This window comes from Escherichia sp. E10V10 (assembly GCF_004211985.1).
In the GTDB taxonomy this organism is placed as follows: Bacteria; Pseudomonadota; Gammaproteobacteria; order Enterobacterales; family Enterobacteriaceae; genus Escherichia.
This window is the reverse complement of sequence record NZ_RHJO01000003.1, coordinates 460,603-482,139: the sequence shown is the minus strand read 5'-3', so window position 1 is coordinate 482,139 and position 21,537 is coordinate 460,603. Positions and strand designations below refer to the sequence as shown.

Here is a 21,537-nt window from a genome sequence, read left to right as displayed (position 1 = left end):
ACCTGTCACGTACAGGTGGCATGCTCCCTGCGTCAACCAGATAAGCGTAGCGCACCAGGCAAGCCGGACGGTGCTGTTGCATCTCCGGCTGCTTCTGCACTAACCAACTAAATGTGCAGTTCCTGCAACTTCTCTTTCGGCAGCGCCAGTTCTTCATTGCTGTTGATGCGCACGTCACGTTCCAGAATGCTACGCGCAATATCCTGTGCTTCCTGCAAAGAGTGCATCTGGTAAGTACCGCACTGATAGACATTAAGTTCCGGGATCTGATTCTGATCCTGCACTTTCAGCACGTCTTCCATTGCCGCTTTCCAGGCATCAGCGACACGCTGCTCATCAGGCGTACCAATCAGACTCATATAAAAACCAGTGCGGCAGCCCATTGGTGAGATATCGATAATCTCAACGCCATTACCGTTAAGATGGTTACGCATAAAACCAGCAAACAGGTGCTCCAGGGTATGGATCCCTCTTTCTGGCATCACTTCTTTGTTCGGCACGCAGAAGCGAAGATCGAACACGGTGATTGCGTCGCCATGCGGGGTGTTCATTGTTTTCGCCACCCGAACTGCAGGCGCTTCCATCCGGGTATGATCGACTGTGAAGCTATCTAACAACGGCATTTAGCCACCTCCGGTAAATTTTTTTTTAAATATTCTGAACTCTTTCTTCCCAGGCGAGTCTGAGTATATGAAAGACGCGCATTTGTTATCATCATCCCTGAATTCAGAGATGAAATTTTGGCCACTCACGAGTGGCCTTTTTCTTTTCTGTCAGGCGTGTTTTTCCAGCCACACCGCAAACGGTTCGGTATCAGCGGCTTCCATTTCCTGCTGACGGCGTTCAGATGCCTCGCGCTCGGCGACAAAATCCTCTTCGCGCAGAATTTCCAGCGGCTCTTCACGCAGAAGATTACGGTAGGCTTCTGCAAACGCCTTACCTGTTCCGCCAATGCCAGTATCAATCATAGACCTTAAGATACGCGCAGAGAAAGTCAGATCAGGATTATCGAAGCAGGCGACCAGTTCATCACACACTTTCTGGTACGCTTCGCCGCCGTTAATGCTATCCAGCGTTTGCGCGACGCGTTTTAGATCGCGGAACAGATCTTTCCCCACCTGCGGCAACGGAAACTGCGCGGTTTCGCAACCGATACCCAGCGTCAGGCCCGGTTTACGACCTTCGAGGATCACCCGGTTCCAGTTAACGCGTGTACAGGCAAGTTCGCTACTGCTCATTTCCGGTGCATCAGCCAGCGCACACCAGACCATAAACAGGTCGAGGAAACGCACCTGCTGTTCATCTACACCAATCGGCGAGAACGGGTTGATGTCCAGCGAACGCACTTCAATATATTCAATGCCGCCACGTAACAGCGCATCAGAAGGCGACTCTCCGCTGCGGGTAACGCGTTTTGGACGAATCGGCGCGTACAGTTCGTTTTCAATCTGCAGCACGTTGCTGTTGATTTGTAGCCGCTTACCGTCTTTCTCAATACCAATCTTCGCGTACTCTTCCGACGGCGTTTTGATAGCCTGCTTGAGCCCTGCGACGTACTCGTAGAGATCGTTGAAGGTAATACCAAGATTGCTTTGCGATTTATTGGTATAGCCAAGATCGCTCAAACGAAGAGAGGTCGCATACGGCAGGTAATACATACCGCACTCGGTTTTCTCAAACGGCAGCGACGTTGGTTTTCCTTGCAGGAAAGAAGAACAAATCGCCGGAGACGCGCCAAACAGATAAGGAATGACCCAACCGAAACGATAGTAATTGCGGATAACGCGGAAATAGCCCGCAGAAATTTTCTCTTTGGCATCAGCGCCCGAGATATCACCGCACTTCGCTTGCCAGAATGCCATTGGCAAAGAGAAATTGTAGTGCACGCCGGAAATGGTTTGCATCAGCGCGCCGTAGCGATTTTTCAGCCCTTCACGGTACAGCGTTTTAAAGCGTCCGGTGTTAGAAGTGCCGTACTGTGCCAGTTCGATGTCCTGACCTTCTGCGATGTAGCATGGCATGCTTAACGGCCACATCCGCTCATCGCCCATATTGCGCGCCGTATAACGATGCAGATCGCGCATAAAGGTCAGCATATGTTCAATATCACCATCCACTGGTGTAATAAATTCCAGCAATGCTTCCGCAAAATCGGTAGTAATCCATTTATGCGTCAGTGCGGAACCTAATGCTTCAGGATGACCTGTTGTTGCCAGTGTGCCATCAGCATTAACACGCAAAGTTTCGCGCTCCAGCCCACGCTGTATCCCCTTTAACGCCTGAGGATGTTTTTCCAGCCAGGCCAGCGCCTGTGATACGTCCGGGATCAAATTGACCTCCCGCCTGTCAAAATCGTTTTATTTAGCATAACTGTAATGGTGGCCATGTGTGCAGGCCTACAATTAGTGCCACCACATCATGCCCTGAACGGTAGCTACTGCAATCGCAACATAGCGTAACGCTTTACCAAGGCACAAAAAAAGATTACCGGTCCCCACGAGATGCGCATCCATCCCGCTAACAGACACAGTAAATCGCCAACCACGGGCATCCAGCTTAATAATAGTGTGATTGCACCATATCGTTTCAGCCAGCCGATGGCTTTCTCTTGCCAGCGCGATGTTTTGCGCAGTGGAAAGAAACGCCCAAGGATAACGTTAGTTAGCCCTCCAAGGCTATTACCCATTGTTGCTGTTAACACTAAACCCAGGGGTGACTTACCCCGGAAAGTAACATTGCAACCAGGACGACTTCGGAATTACCGGGTAATAGTGTAGCGCTGAGGAAACTACTGGCAAACAACGAGAAAAGCGATAAAGCTTCACTCACAGCAAGCGAACATCCACTGCGTCCATGCCTGCAGCGCGAGCAGCCTGAATACCGAAATCAGCATCTTCAAAGACCACACACTGCGTTGGTTGCACGCCCATACGCTGTGCGCACAACAAAAATGTGTCTGGCGCAGGTTTATGGTGTTTGACGTGATCGGCGGCAACGACCGCATCAAAATAACGGCGTAATCCCAGGTGCGCCAGCAATGCCTCAGCGATGGCGCTTTCACTCCCCGTTCCAACAGCCATTGGTCGACGTCCGTGCCAGCTTTTCACCACTTCAACAAGAGGAAGCGGTTCGACGCTATCCAGCAGCATACTTCTTACTGCTTCTGTTTTTTCACGCGCTAACGCATGCGGGTCGAGATCGGCCTGATTCAGCTCAATAATCGCCTGAGCAATACGCCAGGTGGGCGAGCCATTAAGCGCAATCATCGCCTGAACATCGTACTGAAGACCGTAATGCCCTAATACTTCGCGCCACGCTTTACGGTGCGTAGGCTCCGTATCCAGGATTGTGCCATCCATATCAAAAATTAAACCTGCATAACGCTCGTACATGGTCTTCTCGCAAGTCGAAAAATATGACGCTACTTTAGCGTAATTGCTTGATTTTGTCGCTGATGGCGAAAGGGAAGATTATTCAGGATATGGATAAAATAGTTATTTAGAAATGAGATATTTTGAAGGAAATTTTTTGGAGAAGATGGTGCATCCGGGAGGATTCGAACCTCCGACCGCTCGGTTCGTAGCCGAGTACTCTATCCAGCTGAGCTACGGATGCATTGGGAAATTTATTTTACTGCTGATATTGATACCGCTACTAAAGCCATATCAAGTAAGAGATGGTGCATCCGGGAGGATTCGAACCTCCGACCGCTCGGTTCGTAGCCGAGTACTCTATCCAGCTGAGCTACGGATGCATCGGGAAATTTGTTTTACTGCTGATATTGATACCGCTACGAAAGCCGTATCAAGTAAGAGATGGTGCATCCGGGAGGATTCGAACCTCCGACCGCTCGGTTCGTAGCCGAGTACTCTATCCAGCTGAGCTACGGATGCATCGGGAAACTTACTTTACTGCAGATTTTTTGATACCGCTACTAAAGCCGTATCAAGTAAGAGATGGTGCATCCGGGAGGATTCGAACCTCCGACCGCTCGGTTCGTAGCCGAGTACTCTATCCAGCTGAGCTACGGATGCAAATGGCGGTGAGGCGGGGATTCGAACCCCGGATGCAGCTTTTGACCGCATACTCCCTTAGCAGGGGAGCGCCTTCAGCCTCTCGGCCACCTCACCACACGCCTCTTACGAGTGCTTCGAAGAACTTGTTTATCGCTCATCGTCGCTGCGTGGCGCACATATTACTTTCTGAGACTTATAAGTCAAACAATTTTTCCCACACTTTTATCGTTTGCACACTTCGCGCTCAATTAGTCTGTAAAAACGTCAAAAAGAGTGTTTTATCAACAGAAAAACAGGCCTCTGACAGGTAGCAGTGATAGAGAAAAATGAAGGCAAAAGTTAAATGAACGGGAGTAACGCGAAAAGAAAATGAAGTGAAGGAGAAATTTTGAGGGTGCGTCTCACCGTTAAAGATGAGACGCGGAAAGATTAGTAACTGGACTGCTGGGATTTTTCAGCCTGGATACGCTGGTAGATCTCTTCACGGTGAACAGAAACTTCCTTCGGGGCGTTTACGCCAATACGTACCTGGTTGCCCTTTACCCCTAAAACTGTCACGGTGACCTCATCCCCAATCATGAGGGTCTCACCAACTCGACGAGTCAGAATCAGCATTCTTTGCTCCTTGAAAGATTAAAAGAGTCGGGTCTCTCTGTATCCCGGCATTATCCATCATATAACGCCAAAAAGTAAGCAATGACAAACACATTACATCTAAGCAGTCATGGCATTACATTCTGTTAAACCTAAGTTTAGCCGATATACACAACTTCAACCTGACTTTATCATTGTCGATAGCGTCGATGCGAATGCCGTGAAGCAAGTCCACGGCATTGCCTGACACTTATATTATTGCAATTTCGCGCTGACCCAGCCTTTCACACTGGCTAACGCTGCAGGTAAGGCCGCAGCATCCGTACCACCGGCTTGCGCCATGTCAGGACGTCCACCACCCTTGCCGCCCACCTGCTGAGCGACCATACCAATCAGTTCCCCTGCTTTCACGCGATCTGTGACGTCCTTAGATACGCCTGCAATCAGAGAAACCTTACCTTCGGCTACCGTTGCCAGCACGATAATTGTCGACCCCAGCTGATTTTTTAAATCGTCAACCATGGTGCGCAACATTTTCGGCTCAACACCGCTAAGCTCACTAACCAACAGCTTAACACCATTAACATCAATTGCCTTACTGGAAAGATTTGCGCTCTCCTGTGCGGCAGCCTGTTCTTTAAGCTGTTGTAACTCTTTTTCCAGCTGACGCGTACGTTCCAGTACTGAGCGCACTTTATCAGCCAGATTATTGCTATCGCCTTTCAGCAGATGCGCGACTTCGCTTAAGCGATCGCTGTCTGCATGAACGGTGGCGATAGCACCTTCTCCGGTTACCGCTTCGATACGACGAACGCCTGCAGCAGTACCCGATTCAGAAATAATACGGAACAGACCAATATCACCGGTGCGGCTGGCGTGAGTACCACCACACAGCTCGGTGGAGAAATCGCCCATGCTCAGCACGCGTACACGTTCATCATACTTCTCGCCGAACAGCGCCATCGCACCTTTCGCTTTCGCCGCGTCGAGATCCATGATGTTGGTTTCGATAGGCAAGTTACGACGAATCTGCGCGTTCACCAGATCTTCGACAGCACGAATCTCTTCTGGTTTCATCGCTTCGTTATGCGAGAAGTCAAAACGCAGCACCTTGTCATTAACCAGCGAACCTTTCTGGGAGACATGAGTACCCAGAACCTGACGCAGCGCAGCGTGCATCAGGTGCGTTGCGGAGTGATTCAGACGAATACGAGCGCGACGAGCTTCATCTACATCTGCCTGTACCGCGTCGCCCACTTTCAGAGAACCCGCAGCAAGTTTACCGATGTGACCAATCGCCTGGCCATATTTCTGCGTATCTTCCACCGCAAAGGAGAAGTTAGCGCCTTTCAGTTCGCCTTTATCGCCAACCTGACCGCCGGATTCTGCATAGAATGGCGTTTGATCCAGCACGACCACAGCTTCCTGGCCTGCATTGATGGCATCAACCGCTTTACCATCAACAAACAGCGCGGTCACTTTGCCGTTCAGTTCCAGATGATCATAGCCTTTAAATTCAGATGCGCTATCAACACGGATCATCGCGTTGTAATCGGCACCAAAGCCGCTGGCTTCGCGCGCACGACGACGCTGCTCTTCCATTGCTGCTTCAAATCCAACTTCGTCAACTTTGATGTTGCGCTCACGGCAAACGTCAGCCGTCAGGTCAACCGGGAAGCCGTAGGTGTCGTACAGGCGGAAAGCAGTTTCGCCATCCAGCGTATCACCAGAAAGTTTTGCCAGCTCTTCATCCAGCAGCGCCAGACCGCGCTCCAGAGTACGGGCAAACTGCTCTTCTTCAGTCTTCAGCACCTGCTCAACCTGCGCCTGCTGGCGCTTCAGGTCTTCACCCGCAGAGCCCATAACGTCGATCAGCGGACCAACCAGTTTGTAGAAGAAGGTTTCTTTCGCGCCCAGCATATTACCGTGACGCACTGCGCGACGAATGATACGACGCAGTACATAACCACGGTTTTCGTTGGACGGCATTACGCCATCCGCGATCAGGAACGCACAAGAACGAATGTGGTCAGCGATAACGCGCAGCGATTTATTGCTCAGATCGGTCGCGCCAGTCACCTTAGCCACCGCCTGAATCAGCGTACGGAACAGGTCGATATCATAGTTGGAGTTTACGTGTTGCAGCACGGCGGCAATACGCTCCAGACCCATACCGGTATCTACAGACGGCTTCGGCAGCGGTTCCATCGTGCCATCTGCCTGGCGGTTGAACTGCATGAAGACGATGTTCCAGATCTCAATGTAGCGGTCACCGTCTTCTTCCGGGCTTCCCGGAGGGCCACCCCAAATGTGGTCGCCGTGATCGTAGAAGATTTCGGTGCACGGGCCGCACGGACCAGTGTCACCCATCTGCCAGAAGTTGTCAGATGCGTATGGCGCACCTTTGTTATCGCCGATGCGAATAATACGTTCGCGCGGGATCCCTACTTCTTTTTCCCAGATTTCGTAGGCTTCGTCGTCGCTTTCATAGACGGTAACCCACAGACGCTCTTTCGGCAGGGCAAACCATTTTTCGCTGGTCAGCAGTTCCCATGCAAACTGAATGGCATCGTGTTTGAAATAGTCGCCGAAGCTGAAGTTGCCCAGCATTTCGAAGAAGGTATGGTGACGCGCGGTGTAACCGACGTTTTCCAGGTCGTTGTGTTTACCACCCGCACGCACGCAGCGTTGGGAAGTGGTAGCGCGGGAATAATTACGCTTGTCGAGCCCAAGGAAGACATCCTTGAACTGGTTCATCCCGGCGTTGGTAAACAACAAAGTTGGGTCGTTATGGGGTACCAGGGAGCTGCTGGCAACTACCTGATGTCCCTTACTATGGAAAAAGTCGAGAAACGCCTGACGGATCTCAGCGGTGCTCTTGCTCATAATTATCCTGAAATCAAGCTAACGAAATATCGCCACCAGCTACAGCGTGTCTTAACCGCCGGGCTGGTAACTGAAAAGTGGGAATAAGATAAGTTTTCTTGACTGGGAAGTAAAATACCGTATGCGTTCAGTCGGCAAAATTTCGCCAAATCTCCTGGATATCTTCCATCAGATAGCCACGATAGAGCAGAAAACGCTGGATCTTAACTTTTTCTGAAAAGACAGTTGGCAAAGGTTCGCCATATTTTCGCGTCGCCTGATCGCGCGCCAGTGCGCACCAGTCGATGTCACATTCACGCATCGCTTTTTCTGTCGCTTCGCGGGAAATACCTTTCTGATTCAGTTCCTGACGGATACGCGCAGGTCCATAACCTTTGCGGCTACGGCTGGCGATAAAGCGCGCCACAAATCGGCTGTCATCGAGATAGCCATGTTCATGGCACCAGGCAATAACGCGCTCGTAATCTTCTGCCGTGGCATCAATCTCTTCCGGGCCATTTTTGCCCATAATCGGTGCCGCGAGTTTACGTCGCAGTTCTTGCTCACTGTGATCGCGCACCGCCAGAATGCGTACCGCTCGATCCAACAGACGAGCATATGCCGGGCGACGGGATGTTGAGTCTGTCATGGCATATCCTTAAAACTTAAAAAGCAAAAGGGCCGCAGATGCGACCCAAGTTTTGCTGACAAAGTGGCGTTGTTCATGCCGGATGCGGCGTGAGCGCCTTATCCGTCCTACAAACCGTGCAACTTCAATACATTGCAGAGAACATGTAGGCCTGATAAGCGTAGCGCATCAGGCAATTTTGCGTTTGTCATCCGTCTCAGATGCGCCCCTTGAGTATCAAACAAGACGATTAAAAATCTTCGTTAGTTTCTGCTACGCCTTCGCTGTCATCTACAGAGAAATCCGGCGTTGAGTTCGGGTTGCTCAGCAGCAACTCACGTACTTTCTTCTCGATCTCTTTCGCAGTTTCTGGGTTATCTTTCAGCCAGGCAGTCGCATTCGCTTTACCCTGACCGATCTTCTCACCTTTATAGCTGTACCACGCGCCAGCTTTCTCGATCAGCTTCTCTTTCACGCCCAGGTCAACCAGTTCGCCGTAGAAGTTGATGCCTTCACCGTAGAGGATCTGGAATTCAGCCTGTTTAAACGGCGCTGCAATTTTGTTCTTCACCACTTTCACGCGGGTTTCGCTACCCACTACGTTTTCGCCCTCTTTCACCGCGCCGATACGACGGATGTCGAGACGAACAGAGGCGTAGAATTTCAGCGCGTTACCACCGGTAGTGGTTTCCGGGTTACCGAACATCACACCAATTTTCATACGGATCTGGTTGATGAAGATCAGCAGCGTGTTGGACTGCTTCAGGTTACCCGCCAGCTTACGCATCGCCTGGCTCATCATACGTGCCGCAAGGCCCATGTGAGAGTCGCCGATTTCACCTTCGATTTCCGCTTTCGGTGTCAGTGCCGCCACGGAGTCAACGACGATAACGTCTACTGCGCCAGAACGCGCCAGAGCGTCACAGATTTCCAGTGCCTGCTCGCCGGTGTCCGGCTGGGAGCACAGCAGGTTGTCGATATCGACACCCAGTTTACGTGCATAGACTGGGTCCAGCGCGTGTTCAGCATCGATAAACGCACAGGTTTTACCTTCGCGCTGGGCAGCGGCAATCACCTGCAGCGTCAGCGTGGTTTTACCGGAAGATTCCGGTCCGTAGATTTCGACGATACGGCCCATCGGCAGACCACCTGCCCCAAGCGCGATATCCAGTGAAAGCGAACCAGTAGAGATGGTTTCCACATCCATGGAACGGTCTTCACCCAGGCGCATGATGGAGCCTTTACCAAATTGTTTCTCAATCTGGCCCAGTGCTGCCGCCAACGCTTTCTGTTTGTTTTCGTCGATAGCCATTTTTACTCCTGTCATGCCGGGTAATACCGGATAGTCAATATGTTCTGTTGAAGCAATTATACTGTATAGTCATACAGTATCAAGTGTTTTGTAGAAATTGTTGCCGCAGCGTATTTAAGGCATAAGCCGTCGCCTTACGACGCACGGCATCGCGGTCGCCGCTAAAGCATTCCCGGCGGGTAATGCCTTCGCCGCGGGCTGTGGCAAAAGCAAACCAGACGGTGCCGACAGGCTTCTCTTCGCTGCCGCCATCCGGTCCGGCGATGCCACTGATAGCAACCGCATAATCAGCACGAGCCTCTTTCAGGGCGCCAATCGCCATTTCCACCACGACAGGTTCACTCACTGCGCCATGCTGCGCCAGCGTCTCTTCGCGTACGCCGATCATCTGCGCTTTGGCTTCGTTACTGTAGGTGACAAATCCGCGTTCAAACCAGGCGGAACTGCCAGCAATATCGGTAATCACTTTCGCTACCCAACCGCCAGTACAAGACTCGGCTGTTGTTACGGTTGCACCACGGGATTTCAGCGCCAGCCCTACCTGCTCGCTTAACTGCATCAGTTCACTGTCAGTCATCACAACCTCTGTCAGTCAAAAATTTATGCCGGACAAGATAGCACTTTCCCGCAGAAGATGGGGACCAGCGATTCATTTTACGAGTCGCATTCCGAAATAAGACTGTTGCGGCCAACCGGTAAAGAAAAACGCTACCATGCAGCGTTCATATTGCCAGGTATTCACAGGGAGAGAAAAATAATGACAACAAAGAAAACGGATAACCCCCCCCCCCAAACGTGCTTAAACAGACCACGCAAATGCGTATGTGGGTCATCATTGGTGGCATCAGCGCACTGGTTTCAGTGATATGTAAGATTTTATCTTCTGGCTATCTTGAACCTTTCGACTTCGGTCAGGCTGCGTTAGGCGTTGTCTGTCTGGGATATGCGATATCGCTGTCAAAAAAAATCAGGCAATTACATCATTCGAATAAACAGTAAGAAAGCAGAGGGAAGTTTAACCTCCCTCTTGCAGATAGTTACTGTACGCGCGCCAGCGCCACGGCTTGTCCTAACTGCCAGACCGCCATTGCGTAATGGGTGCTGTGGTTATAACGGGTAATGGTGTAGAAGTTCGGCAGACCGTACCAGTACTGATAACCTGTTCCAACATCCAAACGCAGCAGGCTGGCCTGTTGATGGTTGCCCAGCGACTGCTGTGGCGTTAAACCTGCCGCGGCAAGCTGCGAAATGCTGTACTTGGTTTTGAAGCCATTTGGCAAGCCTGGAGCCTGGCCGTTTGCCATTACCGCGACCTGATCACCTTTCACCCAGCCGTGCGCTTTGAAATAGTTCGCCACACTACCGATCGCATCAACCGGATCCCACAGGTTGATATGCCCGTCACCGCTGAAATCTACCGCATATTGTTTGTAAGACGACGGCATAAACTGTCCGTAGCCCATCGCCCCGGCAAAGGAACCTTTCAGATTGAGCGGATCGTCCTGCTCATCGCGCGCCATCAGCAGGAAGGTTTCCAGCTCGCCAGAGAAATACTCCGCGCGGCGTGGGTAGTTAAATGACAGCGTTGCCAGCGCATCGAGGATGCGGGTTTTCCCCATCACGCGCCCCCAGCGGGTTTCGACGCCGATAATCCCGACGATAATTTCCGGCGGTACGCCATACACCTGCCACGCGCGATTCAGCGCATCTTCATACTGATTCCAGAAAACCACGCCGTTCTGCACGTTATCCGGCGTAATAAATTTTTTGCGATAACGCAGCCATGCGCCGTTAGGACCGGATGGCGGTTTCACCGATGTGGTTGGTGCCTGGTTATCCATCAGCCGCAGTACCGAATCCAGACGTTTCGCCTGAGAGAGAATTTCCTGCAATTGCTGACGATCGAAACCGTGTTTGTTCACCATTTTGTCGATGAACTGCTGCGCATTGGGGTTATTGGCGAAATCTCCGCCCATCTGCATCACATTGTGCTGCGGCTCAAGCAGGAAGCCGCCGGACGGCGTTCCGGTGGTTGTCTCAGTCGGTTTTGGCTTGCTGCTACAGGCGGCAAGTAACACAAAAAGGGGAAGCAATGTTACATAACGATGCTTGAACATGAGGGGTCCATTTAACAAATTCAACCAGGGGCAAGTATGGTAAAACATCCCGCCCAGCACAAGGAAGCGGTAGTCTGTTTTCGGCACTCAATTTCTCTTTAGTCTCTTCTTTCAGTTCATATTTTTTCTTAAAGTATGTTGTAACTAAATCTCGCATATATTGTTTCCCTTCCCATAGCGCTGGATAATGAGCGCTCATTCCGGCCATCAATCCCTGGCTGGAATAAATAAATGGACCTTAACCGGAGAGAGCAATGAGTGAAGCACTACTGAACGCGGGACGTCAGACGTTAATACTGGAGTTGCAGGAAGCAAGCCGTTTACCGGAACGTCTGGGCGATGATTTTGTTCGCGCCGCCAATATCATCCTGCACTGCGAAGGCAAAGTGGTGGTTTCCGGAATTGGCAAATCGGGCCACATTGGTAAGAAAATCGCCGCAACACTCGCCAGTACCGGCACACCGGCTTTTTTTGTCCATCCGGCAGAAGCACTGCACGGCGATCTGGGGATGATTGAAAGCCGCGATGTGATGCTGTTTATCTCCTACTCCGGTGGCGCGAAGGAACTGGATCTGATTATTCCGCGTCTGGAAGACAAATCTATCGCGCTGCTGGCGATGACCGGCAAACCGACGTCACCGCTGGGCCTGGCGGCGAAAGCGGTGCTGGATATCTCCGTAGAACGCGAAGCCTGCCCGATGCACCTTGCGCCGACTTCCAGCACTGTGAATACCCTGATGATGGGCGACGCGCTGGCGATGGCGGTCATGCAAGCGCGCGGATTTAATGAAGAAGATTTTGCCCGCTCCCACCCTGCTGGAGCACTGGGCGCTCGCTTGCTGAATAAAGTGCATCATTTGATGCGCCGTGATGACGCCATCCCGCAAGTGGCGTTAACCGCCAGCGTGATGGATGCGATGCTGGAACTCAGCCGCACCGGTCTGGGGCTGGTGGCGGTATGTGACGCTCAACAACAGGTACAAGGCGTCTTTACCGACGGCGATTTACGTCGCTGGCTGGTAGGCGGCGGAGCACTCACCACGCCAGTTAATGAAGCGATGACGACAGGCGGCACCACATTACAGGCACAAAGTCGCGCCATCGACGCCAAAGAAGTTCTGATGAAGCGCAAAATCACTGCCGCACCGGTGATAGATGAAAACGGCAAACTCACCGGCGCAATTAACCTGCAGGATTTCTATCAGGCCGGGATTATTTAATCCTTCAATCCCAGACGTTTCGCCAACCGATGCAGGTTGGCAACGTCAGTTTCCAGCATTCGCGCGCAGGCAGCCCAGTTGTGATGATTTTGTGCCAGTGCCTGGCGAATGGTTTCACGCTGGAACGCTTCTGTCGCTTCACGCAGATTTTGCTTAACGACGGGCGTTGTCATCACTTCTGGCGGCGGCAATGCCTCCTCAGGAAAAGCAAAATGTTGCGCCTCAAGAGTCACTTCATCGCCGCTGCGAGTGGCTCTCGCCAGCACTACCGCCCGATGAATAGCATGTTCCAGTTCGCGCACGTTCCCCGGAAAACTGTAGTGTTGAAGTAATTTTCGCGCCCCGGCACTTAATACCACGCGGGAGAGCCCCAGCCGCAAACGACACTGCTCGCAGAAATACCCCGCCAGCAGAATGACATCATCGCCCCGCTCACGCAGCGGCGGCACCGAAAGCGGAAACACGCTCAGGCGATGGAACAAATCGGCGCGGAATCGCCCTGCCAGCACCTCTTCGCGCAAATCGCGGTTAGTCGCCGCCAGCACGCGCACATCGACCCGCAAACTGCGGTCATCGCCAACGCGCTGAATATCGCCATACTGCAACACCCTCAGCAGCTTGGCCTGCAATGCCAACGACAACTCGCCGATCTCATCCAGAAACAGCGTGCCGTTATCCGCCATTTCAAACTTCCCGCTGCGGTTACTGATAGCGCCAGTAAACGCTCCTTTCACATGCCCGAACAACTCACTTTCCGCCACACTTTCCGGCAGTGCGGCACAGTTGAGATAGACCAGCGGATTCACCGCCCGTGGCGAGGCTTCATGAATCGCTTTCGCCACCAGCTCCTTACCGGTTCCCGTCTCACCGCTGATCAGGACGTTGAGATCGGACGCCGCCACAATCTCAATCTCTTTTTTCAATTGCGTCATACCTGGCGACAGACCGATCATCTGCGTCTGTTTCACCGTTTCAAACGGCGCGGCATCGCCTGGCAGCATATTCTGGCTTTCCAGTTGTTCAATCAGCAACGCATTGCTTAACGCTCCCGCCGCCAGCGCAGCAATCAGGCGTAACTCTTCATCGCTGAAAACATCGAACTGATCGGGCTGCATCCCGTCGAGCGTCAGTGCGCCGATCAGGTTTTGCCCGGCAAACAATGGCAGACCAACGCAGGCGTGAACCTTCAGACTCTCCTGCCCAGGAATCAAACCGTCATAGGGATCGGGCAATTCGCTGTCTGCGGGAAAACGCACCACATCACCCGCGCGGGCAATCGCTTCCAGCCGTGGATGACCTTCCAGCGCAAAGCGTCTACCGAGTACATCCTTAGCCAGCCCGTCGATGGCAAGCGGAATAAACTGCCGCGAGTCGTAACGTAGCAACGCAGACGCATCGCACTCCAGCACCTGACGCAGCGTGGTGATCAGGCGCTGAAAACGATCCTGATGACCAATCCCACGCTGCAATTCGATGGCGATATTCGCCAGCACATCAACGGAAAAACTCATCTTTGCCTCACTGTCAATTTGACTATAGATATTGTCATATCGACCATTTTATTAATAGTCATTTTGACTACTCATTAATGAGCATGATTTTATTTATATAGTAAAAACAATTAGATAAAAAACTGGCACGCAATCTGCAATTAGCAAGACATCTTTTTAGAACACGCTGAATAAATTGAGGTTGCTATGTCTATTGTGGTGAAAAATAACATTCATTGGGTTGGTCAACGTGACTGGGAAGTACGAGATTTTCACGGCACGGAATATAAAACGCTGCGCGGCAGCAGCTACAACAGCTACCTCATCCGCGAAGAAAAAAACGTGCTGATCGACACCGTCGACCATAAATTCAGCCGCGAATTTGTGCAGAACCTGCGTAATGAAATCGATCTGGCGGATATCGATTACATCGTGATTAACCATGCTGAAGAGGACCACGCCGGGGCGCTGACCGAACTGATGGCGCAAATTCCCGATACGCCGATCTACTGTACAGCCAACGCTATCGACTCGATAAATGGTCATCACCATCATCCGGAGTGGAATTTTAATGTGGTGAAAACTGGCGACACGCTGGATATCGGCAACGGCAAACAGCTCATTTTTGTCGAAACACCAATGCTGCACTGGCCGGACAGCATGATGACTTACCTGACAGGCGACGCGGTGCTGTTCAGTAACGATGCTTTCGGTCAGCACTACTGCGACGAGCATCTGTTCAACGATGAAGTGGATCAGACGGAGCTTTTCGAACAGTGCCAGCGTTACTACGCCAATATCCTGACGCCGTTCAGCCGCCTGGTAACGCCGAAAATTACCGAGATCCTGGGCTTTAACTTACCAGTCGATATGATAGCGACCTCTCACGGCGTGGTATGGCGCGATAACCCGACGCAAATTGTCGAGCTGTACCTGAAATGGGCGGCGGATTATCAGGAAGACAGAATCACCATTTTCTACGACACCATGTCAAATAACACCCGCATGATGGCTGACGCTATCGCCCAGGGGATTGCGGAAACCGACCCACGCGTGGCGGTGAAAATTTTCAACGTCGCCCGAAGCGATAAAAACGAAATCCTGACCAATGTCTTCCGCTCAAAAGGCGTGCTGGTCGGCACTTCGACGATGAATAACGTGATGATGCCGAAAATCGCCGGGCTGGTGGAGGAGATGACCGGATTACGCTTCCGTAACAAACGCGCCAGTGCTTTCGGCTCTCACGGCTGGAGCGGCGGTGCGGTGGATCGTCTTTCCACGCGCCTGCAGGATGCGGGTTTCGAAATGTCGCTTAGCCTGAAAGCCAAATGGCGACCGGACCAGGACGCTCTGGAGTTATGCCGTGAACACGGTCGCGAAATCGCCCGTCAGTGGGCGCTCGCGCCGCTGCCGCAGAGCACGGTGAATACGGTGGTTAAAGAAGAAACCTCTGCCACCACGACGGCTGACCTCGGCCCACGGATGCAGTGCAGCGTCTGTCAGTGGATTTACGATCCGGCAAAAGGCGAGCCAATGCAGGACGTTGCACCGGGAACGCCGTGGAGTGAAGTTCCGGATAACTTCCTCTGCCCGGAATGCTCCCTCGGCAAAGACGTCTTTGACGAACTGGCATCGGAGGCAAAATGAGCAACGGCATTGTGATCATTGGTTCGGGCTTCGCCGCCCGCCAACTGGTGAAAAATATTCGCAAACAGGACGCCACTATTCCATTAACCCTGATTGCCGCCGACAGCATGGATGAGTACAACAAACCTGACCTCAGCCATGTTATCAGCCAGGGGCAATGTGCCGACGACCTTACCCGCCAGACGGCGGGTGAATTTGCCGAGCAGTTTAATCTGCGCCTGTTTCCGCACACCTGGGTGACGGATATCGATGCCGAAGCCCATGTGGTGAAAAGCCAGAATAATCAGTGGCGATACGACAAGCTAGTGCTGGCAACCGGTGCCAATGCCTTTGTCCCGCCTGTGCCTGGGCGTGAGTTAATGCTGACGTTAAATAGTCAGCAAGAGTATCGCGCCTGTGAAACGCAACTGCGGGATGCCCGACGCGTGTTGATTGTCGGCGGTGGTTTGATTGGTAGCGAACTGGCGATGGATTTTTGTCGGGCAGGCAAAGCGGTCACGCTAATCGACAACGCTGCCAGTATTCTGGCGTCGTTAATGCCACCGGAAGTAAGCAGCCGCTTGCAGCATCGGTTGACGGAGATGGGCGTTCATCTGCTGTTGAAATCTCAGTTGCAGGGGCTGGAAAAAACGGATTCTGGCATTCTGGCAACGCTGGACCGCCAGCGTAGCATCGAAGTGGATGCGGTAATTGCCGCCACCGGACTGCGCCCGGAAACAGCCCTGGCACGACGCGCCGGGCTGACGATTAATCGCGGCGTTTGCGTCGATAGTTATCTGCAAACCCGTAATGCCGATATTTACGCGCTGGGCGATTGCGCGGAAATTAACGGTCAGGTATTGCCGTTCCTCCAGCCGATTCAACTTAGCGCGATGGTGCTGGCAAAAAATCTTCTCGGCAATAACACGCCGCTGAAACTACCGGCGATGCTGGTGAAAATCAAAACGCCGGAATTACCGCTGCATCTGGCAGGCGAAACCCAGCGTCAGGATTTACGCTGGCAAATTAATACCGAACGCCAGGGAATGGTGGCGCGCGGTGTTGACGATGCTGACCAGCTTCGCGCCTTTGTGGTCAGTGAGGATCGGATGAAAGAGGCATTTGGATTGTTGAAAACGTTGCCGGTGTAGGCGGGCTACTGTGCCTAAAATGTCGGATGCGATGCTGGCGCGTCTTATCCGACCTACGGGGAGCGCACGTGTAGGCCACATAATGCGTTCATGTCGCATCCAGCTAATGTACCCAAAATGTCGGATGCGACGCTGGCGCGTCTTATCCGACCTACGGGGACGCTACGGGGACGCATGTGTTGGTCACATAATGCGTTCATATCGCATCCAGCTACTGTGCCCAAAATGTCGGATGCGATGCTGGCGCATCTTATCCGACCTACGGGGAGCGCATGTGTTGGTCACATAATGCGTTCATGTCGCATCCAGCTACTGTACCCAAAATGTCGGATGCGACACTCGCGCGTCTTATCCGACCTACGGGGAGCGCATCCGGCAATGGTGTCCAAATGCAACACGCTTTATCCGTTCTGGACTTCACCCGCTAACCAACGCGCCGCAGCAATAACCCCCTGCCCCAGAGACAAGCCGCCATCACCCGCCGGTAAACTCTGCGGAAAGAGCAATGTGAAATCAGCGAGATAATGCGCCAGACGTGCACGCAACAAACGGTTATGAATAACTCCGCCGCTAAATACCAGCGTAGTGATACCACGCATCGTGGCCTGCTCACGCATCAACGCGGCAAAACCCTGCGCCAGCGCATCATGAAACGCCCACGCACGTTGATTAACCGGAGCCTGCCAGTTCAGCCACTGCTGCCAGAAGGTGGCGAGATCCAGTTGATTGTCCACCAGCGGCATCGTCACCGGATGCGTCACTCTGTGGCACGAAGCTGCGAGTGCCTCCAGAGCACAAGCCGCTTCACCTTCATAACTTAACGTGGCTGGCGCACAGCCCAGCGCCGCCGCTACGGCATCGAACAAACGTCCACACGATGATGCCTGCGGCGCGTTAATTCCACGCTCAATGGCCCGCGCCAGCACGCTCCAGTTTTGCTGTTGCACACTTGCCGTTTCAGGGTAATTCTGCCACTCCGGCACAAAGCGCAGGCACTGCGCCAGCAGGTTTCGCCACGGCTGCTTCGCCGCCAAATCGCCCCCCGGAAGCGCCACTGCAGGCAAGCCGCCCAGGTGCTGGCATTCGCGATAATTCACCCGCAAACACTCGCCGCCCCACAAAGCACCGTTCTCCCCCATACCGATACCGTCGAGCGTCAACGCAATGACATCACCGCCCTCCAGCGGCCAGTGATGTTCTGCCAGACACGCCGCTGCGTGGGCATGATGATGCAGCACCGTTTGCGTCGGCAGATTCATTTCGCGCGCCCACTGGCTGGAGACATAGCCCGGATGCGCGTCATGCACAACGTATTGCGGGGTAAAATCGTAGATGTTTTGCATCAGGCGTAACGCTTCGCGCCACTGCATCTGGATGCCATCGTCACTTAAATCGCCCAGATGCTGACTCAACACCGCTTGTTCACCGCGCACCAGGCAGAAGGTATTTTTCAGATCCGCGCCGAGACACAGCACAGGCGGAACATTTTTAAAGCCCGGAGGCAAAGCCAGCGCATCCGGCACATACCCCCGCGAACGGCGCAGCATTTCGCCGCTTTCGCGCACCACTGAATCATCCATCCGCTGCACGATGTCGCGGTTATGTAGCAAGAATCCGTCGGCAATGCCCTGCAAATCCGCCAGCGCCTGTTCGTTGCTGATAGCCGGTGGTTTACCGCTCAGGTTGCCGGAGGTCATCACCAGCGGACATTGCAGTTCCTGTAACAGCAAATGCTGGAGCGGGTTCGCGGGCAACATTACCCCGACTTCGTTAAGGTCAGGGGCGATATCATCACAAAGCTCAGGAACGTATTTTTTATCCACCAGCACAATCGGCGCGGCGGGCGTGGTAAGCAACTGGCGCGCAGCGTCTGGTAAACCGTCAGCCACTGGCAACATGACCGCCAGCGGTTTCGCCGGGCGATGTTTGCGCGCCCGAAGTGTCGCCACCGCGTTACTGTTACGTGCATCGCAGGCAAGATGAAATCCGCCAATCCCTTTGGTGGCGACAATGTTGCCCATTTTTAACTGTGCGATAGCCGCCTGTAATGCCGCCTCTTGTTCTGCATGTTCACCATGACTTACCCATTCAAGATGCGGGCCACACTCCGGGCAGGCCACCGGCTGGGCGTGGAAGCGACGATCGAGCGGGTCGCGGTACTCTTTATCACAGGCCGGACATAGCGGAAACGCCGCCATCACGGTAAACGGGCGGTCGTAAGGCATCGCGCGAATAATGGTGAAACGCGGGCCACAGTGAGTACAGTTGATAAACGGATAACGATAACGCCGTTCGCCTGGGGTATTCATTTCGACAAGGCAAGCAGGGCAAGTGGCGGCATCGGGAACAATTTGCGTATTCATGGCGCCGCCTGCGCTCTGGCGGATGGTGAACTCAGTGGGCAGTTGTGACCAGATAAACGGCTCACGCTCGACGCTATCAATACGCGCCAGCGGCGGGCAGTGCTGATGCAATTGAACAAGAAACATTTCCGGGTCTTCCAGCAGCCGGACTTCCACGCCATCGCCGTCATTACAGACATCGCCGTGAAGATTTAATTGCTGTGCCAGCTGCCAGACAAATGGACGAAAACCGACGCCCTGCACTTTGCCACGAATACGCAGTTGGACACCGCAAGATGTGTTTTTTGCCATTGAGTTATTCCCGCCATCATGAATTGCGTAACCCGCCCAGCCGGACACGACAGCGTCGCATCCGGCAGTCACAGGTCGGCGATACCGCCCGCACCGTATTCTACGAATATTTCCGGGAATTCCTTTGATGCCAGAACAGTTCTGTAAGATTTTTAGAACATCAGCGCCGTGCGGCGGCGTTTTTCTGCGCTCAGTTGTTCAAGTTTATTACGATCGACACAAATCAGCGCATGGGTCGGGCAAGCCGCCATACACGCCGGGCCGTCTTCACGATGGTTACAGAGGTCGCATTTATTGGCTTCAGCTTTGTCAGCCCGTACATTCAGCCCCGCGCCGCTGTTGCGAATCACCGGACGCACCACCACTTCCATCGCGCCATACGGGCAAGCCACAACGCAGGTTTTGCAACCAATGCAACGTTCCTGCATCACATGAACAAACCCTTTATCACGGCTGATAGCACCATTCGGGCAGACGTTAGCGCACGGTGCATCTTCACACTGACGGCAAACTGTCGCCGTGGAAATGTTCACACCTTTAATGACATGGATACGCGGTAAAAATGTTTCCGGGGTCAGCGATGCACAGTCCTGATTTTCCTGATGAGAAACCACGCACGCCACTTCACAGGTACGGCAACCAATACATTTACTCGCGTCAGCAATGATGAAACGGTTCATCAAATTCTCCAGCAATGACAGTTAATGCGCCGATACATTCACAAATCATGCCAGTTTTTAATTTACTGTTATTTAAGGAAATTAAATTCTGTGATGCAGGAAAAACGATGTCATCGACACTAGTGACGATGACATGTGATGACAATGTTTATCGCGAAAGAGCAATGAGTGAGTCGCGGCGGATCAGATTTCCGCTGAAGGTTTTCGGCGGTGAGAAATCCCCGCCATCGAGCATAAAAATCAGCCGTCCAATAATTTCCTGAATCATCTCAGTTACCGGAATTTTTACGCTGGAGAGCGCCGGAACGGTGTAGGGGGCAATGGCGATATCATCGAATCCGATAACTGACACCTGCTCTGGCACCGCTACGCCGCGCTCGTGTAACGCTTTCATCGCACCTATCGCCATATCGTCGTTACTGGCAACTAACGCGCTAAATTTAGCCCCACGTTCGAGCAACGTTTCTACCCCTTCGGCCCCGCTGGCGGGCGTCCATTTACCGTTAGCGATAAGTTTTTCATTGAGCGCAATACCATGCTGCGCTAGCGCGTCTTTATACCCGGCAAGACGCTCAATGCTGGTGGGGGAATCCATCGAGCCGGTAAGGAAAGCAATCTCCTGATGTCCGGCGTTTATCAACTCTGCCACGGCGTTAAAGCTGGTCTGTTTATGATCGCACCAGACGCTATGGCTACTGTTTTTGCGCAGGCGTCGATTGAGCACCATTATCGGCTGACTGTGTGCGTCAATGATGTCATCGATCTCATCCACGCTTAAAAAACGCGGGTAAATCATGATGGCGTCGCAGCGCAAATCCAGCAGATACTGAATCGCCTGGCGCTCTTCTTCGGCGCTATGTTTGCCATCTGCCAATAGCAACTGTCGCCCTTTCTCTTCCGCCATTCGCGCGGCATGAAACAGTAATTCACTAAAATAAATGCCATGGTAAAGCGTGTTGGTCACTACCAGCCCCAGCGTCTGAGTACTCTTCGCCGACAGATTGCGCGCCAGCAAGTTTGGACGGTAACCGCTCTCTTCTACCGCCTGAAACACGCGATCTTTAGTTTCCTGGCTGACGTAGCCATTACCAGAAAGCACGCGGGAAACGGTCGCTTTTGAAACCCCGGCGCGCTTCGCCACTTCCAGCATCGTCGTCATCATTTTCATCCCTTTACACGCAATC

General features: G+C 52.8%; 16 protein-coding genes, 5 tRNA genes and 2 pseudogenes. 4 read left to right on the top strand and 19 right to left on the bottom strand.

What is annotated here, in order from left to right; genetic code table 11:
* Positions 1-107: 107 nt before the first annotated feature.
* The 14 genes and pseudogenes from luxS to pncC all read right to left on the bottom strand — a co-directional run bounded on the left by luxS (position 108) and on the right by pncC (position 9,992).
* Positions 108-623: an S-ribosylhomocysteine lyase gene (luxS, locus tag D9736_RS08725; protein WP_001130211.1), complete on the bottom strand. Its 516-nt coding sequence runs from the start codon at positions 621-623 to the stop codon at positions 108-110.
* A 150-nt stretch (positions 624-773) separates the two neighbouring features.
* Positions 774-2,330, bottom strand: a complete 1,557-nt coding sequence (gene gshA, locus D9736_RS08720) for a glutamate--cysteine ligase (protein ID WP_000611804.1) — start codon at positions 2,328-2,330, stop codon at positions 774-776.
* Between the two features lie 72 nt (positions 2,331-2,402).
* Positions 2,403-2,829, bottom strand: a pseudogene (locus D9736_RS08715) (YqaA family protein).
* Positions 2,826-3,392, bottom strand: coding sequence for a fructose-1-phosphate/6-phosphogluconate phosphatase (yqaB, locus tag D9736_RS08710; protein WP_000273309.1), 567 nt, complete (start codon positions 3,390-3,392; stop codon positions 2,826-2,828). The pseudogene D9736_RS08715 and the gene yqaB overlap by 4 nt, the downstream one beginning before the upstream one ends.
* A 146-nt stretch (positions 3,393-3,538) precedes the next feature.
* Positions 3,539-3,615, bottom strand: a tRNA-Arg gene (locus D9736_RS08705).
* A 62-nt stretch (positions 3,616-3,677) separates the two neighbouring features.
* A tRNA-Arg gene (locus tag D9736_RS08700) sits at positions 3,678-3,754 on the bottom strand.
* A 62-nt stretch (positions 3,755-3,816) separates the two neighbouring features.
* A tRNA-Arg gene (locus tag D9736_RS08695) sits at positions 3,817-3,893 on the bottom strand.
* Between the two features lie 64 nt (positions 3,894-3,957).
* Positions 3,958-4,034 (bottom strand) — tRNA-Arg (locus D9736_RS08690).
* A gap of 3 nt (positions 4,035-4,037) precedes the next feature.
* Positions 4,038-4,130 (bottom strand) — tRNA-Ser (locus D9736_RS08685).
* 315 nt (positions 4,131-4,445) lie between these two features.
* Positions 4,446-4,631: a carbon storage regulator CsrA gene (gene csrA, locus D9736_RS08680; RefSeq protein WP_000906486.1), complete on the bottom strand. Its 186-nt coding sequence runs from the start codon at positions 4,629-4,631 to the stop codon at positions 4,446-4,448.
* Positions 4,632-4,865: 234 nt separating this feature from the next.
* Positions 4,866-7,496 carry an alanine--tRNA ligase gene (alaS, locus tag D9736_RS08675; protein ID WP_130258128.1) on the bottom strand — a complete coding sequence of 877 codons (2,631 nt, stop codon included), beginning with the start codon at positions 7,494-7,496 and terminating at the stop codon, positions 4,866-4,868.
* A 127-nt stretch (positions 7,497-7,623) separates the two neighbouring features.
* Complete coding sequence (recX, locus tag D9736_RS08670) at positions 7,624-8,124, bottom strand: recombination regulator RecX (RefSeq protein ID WP_130221556.1); 501 nt, start codon at positions 8,122-8,124, stop codon at positions 7,624-7,626.
* A gap of 229 nt (positions 8,125-8,353) precedes the next feature.
* Positions 8,354-9,415, bottom strand: coding sequence for a recombinase RecA (gene recA / locus D9736_RS08665; RefSeq protein WP_000963153.1), 1,062 nt, complete (start codon positions 9,413-9,415; stop codon positions 8,354-8,356).
* 79 nt (positions 9,416-9,494) lie between these two features.
* On the bottom strand, positions 9,495-9,992 hold the full coding sequence (gene pncC, locus D9736_RS08660; protein ID WP_130258127.1) for a nicotinamide-nucleotide amidase: 498 nt from the start codon (positions 9,990-9,992) through the stop codon (positions 9,495-9,497).
* Positions 9,993-10,172: 180 nt separating this feature from the next.
* On the opposite strand from pncC, the pseudogene D9736_RS23570 reads away from it, so the two are divergent.
* Positions 10,173-10,414 (top strand): annotated as a pseudogene (locus tag D9736_RS23570) (hypothetical protein).
* A gap of 38 nt (positions 10,415-10,452) precedes the next feature.
* Here D9736_RS23570 and mltB read toward each other — a convergent pair.
* The gene (gene mltB / locus D9736_RS08650; RefSeq protein WP_130214443.1) at positions 10,453-11,532 is read right to left on the bottom strand and encodes a lytic murein transglycosylase B; all 1,080 of its coding nucleotides are present in this window, start codon (positions 11,530-11,532) and stop codon (positions 10,453-10,455) included.
* A gap of 254 nt (positions 11,533-11,786) precedes the next feature.
* Here mltB and gutQ point away from each other — a divergent pair, with 254 nt between their 5' ends.
* Positions 11,787-12,752 carry an arabinose-5-phosphate isomerase GutQ gene (gutQ, locus tag D9736_RS08645; protein WP_130258126.1) on the top strand — a complete coding sequence of 322 codons (966 nt, stop codon included), beginning with the start codon at positions 11,787-11,789 and terminating at the stop codon, positions 12,750-12,752.
* Here the strand turns inward: gutQ and norR are convergent.
* Entirely contained in the window at positions 12,749-14,263 is a 1,515-nt protein-coding gene (norR, locus tag D9736_RS08640) for a nitric oxide reductase transcriptional regulator NorR (protein ID WP_130258125.1), read from the bottom strand. The two genes, gutQ and norR, sit on opposite strands and share 4 nt — an antisense overlap.
* 186 nt (positions 14,264-14,449) lie before the next feature.
* On the opposite strand from norR, the gene norV reads away from it, so the two are divergent.
* Both norV and norW read left to right on the top strand, forming a co-directional pair.
* The gene (norV, locus tag D9736_RS08635) at positions 14,450-15,889 is read left to right on the top strand and encodes an anaerobic nitric oxide reductase flavorubredoxin (RefSeq protein WP_000029622.1); all 1,440 of its coding nucleotides are present in this window, start codon (positions 14,450-14,452) and stop codon (positions 15,887-15,889) included.
* The gene (gene norW / locus D9736_RS08630; RefSeq protein WP_130258124.1) at positions 15,886-17,019 is read left to right on the top strand and encodes an NADH:flavorubredoxin reductase NorW; all 1,134 of its coding nucleotides are present in this window, start codon (positions 15,886-15,888) and stop codon (positions 17,017-17,019) included. The genes norV and norW overlap by 4 nt, the downstream gene beginning before the upstream one ends.
* Before the next feature lie 401 nt (positions 17,020-17,420).
* Here norW and hypF read toward each other — a convergent pair whose 3' ends face one another.
* From hypF to ascG, 3 genes are all read right to left on the bottom strand, one after another.
* Positions 17,421-19,673: a carbamoyltransferase HypF gene (hypF, locus tag D9736_RS08625; RefSeq protein WP_130258123.1), complete on the bottom strand. Its 2,253-nt coding sequence runs from the start codon at positions 19,671-19,673 to the stop codon at positions 17,421-17,423.
* Between the two features lie 152 nt (positions 19,674-19,825).
* Positions 19,826-20,353 carry an electron transport protein HydN gene (hydN, locus tag D9736_RS08620; protein ID WP_001078777.1) on the bottom strand — a complete coding sequence of 176 codons (528 nt, stop codon included), beginning with the start codon at positions 20,351-20,353 and terminating at the stop codon, positions 19,826-19,828.
* 148 nt (positions 20,354-20,501) lie between these two features.
* The gene (gene ascG, locus D9736_RS08615; protein WP_165383151.1) at positions 20,502-21,512 is read right to left on the bottom strand and encodes a DNA-binding transcriptional regulator AscG; all 1,011 of its coding nucleotides are present in this window, start codon (positions 21,510-21,512) and stop codon (positions 20,502-20,504) included.
* Positions 21,513-21,537: the final 25 nt, after the last annotated feature.

Excerpts from the sequence above, each read along its gene's own strand:
- hydN (WP_001078777.1), bottom strand. The coding sequence starts at position 20,353 with ATGAACCGTTTCATCATTGCTGACGCGAGTAAATGTATTGGTTGCCGT.
- mltB (WP_130214443.1), bottom strand. The coding sequence starts at position 11,532 with ATGTTCAAGCATCGTTATGTAACATTGCTTCCCCTTTTTGTGTTACTT.
- csrA (WP_000906486.1), bottom strand. The coding sequence starts at position 4,631 with ATGCTGATTCTGACTCGTCGAGTTGGTGAGACCCTCATGATTGGGGAT.
- yqaB (WP_000273309.1), bottom strand. The coding sequence starts at position 3,392 with ATGTACGAGCGTTATGCAGGTTTAATTTTTGATATGGATGGCACAATC.
- hypF (WP_130258123.1), bottom strand. The coding sequence starts at position 19,673 with ATGGCAAAAAACACATCTTGCGGTGTCCAACTGCGTATTCGTGGCAAA.
- norR (WP_130258125.1), bottom strand. The coding sequence starts at position 14,263 with ATGAGTTTTTCCGTTGATGTGCTGGCGAATATCGCCATCGAATTGCAG.
- recA (WP_000963153.1), bottom strand. The coding sequence starts at position 9,415 with ATGGCTATCGACGAAAACAAACAGAAAGCGTTGGCGGCAGCACTGGGC.
- pncC (WP_130258127.1), bottom strand. The coding sequence starts at position 9,992 with ATGACTGACAGTGAACTGATGCAGTTAAGCGAGCAGGTAGGGCTGGCG.
- ascG (WP_165383151.1), bottom strand. The coding sequence starts at position 21,512 with ATGACGACGATGCTGGAAGTGGCGAAGCGCGCCGGGGTTTCAAAAGCG.
- norW (WP_130258124.1), top strand. The coding sequence starts at position 15,886 with ATGAGCAACGGCATTGTGATCATTGGTTCGGGCTTCGCCGCCCGCCAA.
- alaS (WP_130258128.1), bottom strand. The coding sequence starts at position 7,496 with ATGAGCAAGAGCACCGCTGAGATCCGTCAGGCGTTTCTCGACTTTTTC.
- luxS (WP_001130211.1), bottom strand. The coding sequence starts at position 623 with ATGCCGTTGTTAGATAGCTTCACAGTCGATCATACCCGGATGGAAGCG.
- recX (WP_130221556.1), bottom strand. The coding sequence starts at position 8,124 with ATGACAGACTCAACATCCCGTCGCCCGGCATATGCTCGTCTGTTGGAT.
- gutQ (WP_130258126.1), top strand. The coding sequence starts at position 11,787 with ATGAGTGAAGCACTACTGAACGCGGGACGTCAGACGTTAATACTGGAG.
- norV (WP_000029622.1), top strand. The coding sequence starts at position 14,450 with ATGTCTATTGTGGTGAAAAATAACATTCATTGGGTTGGTCAACGTGAC.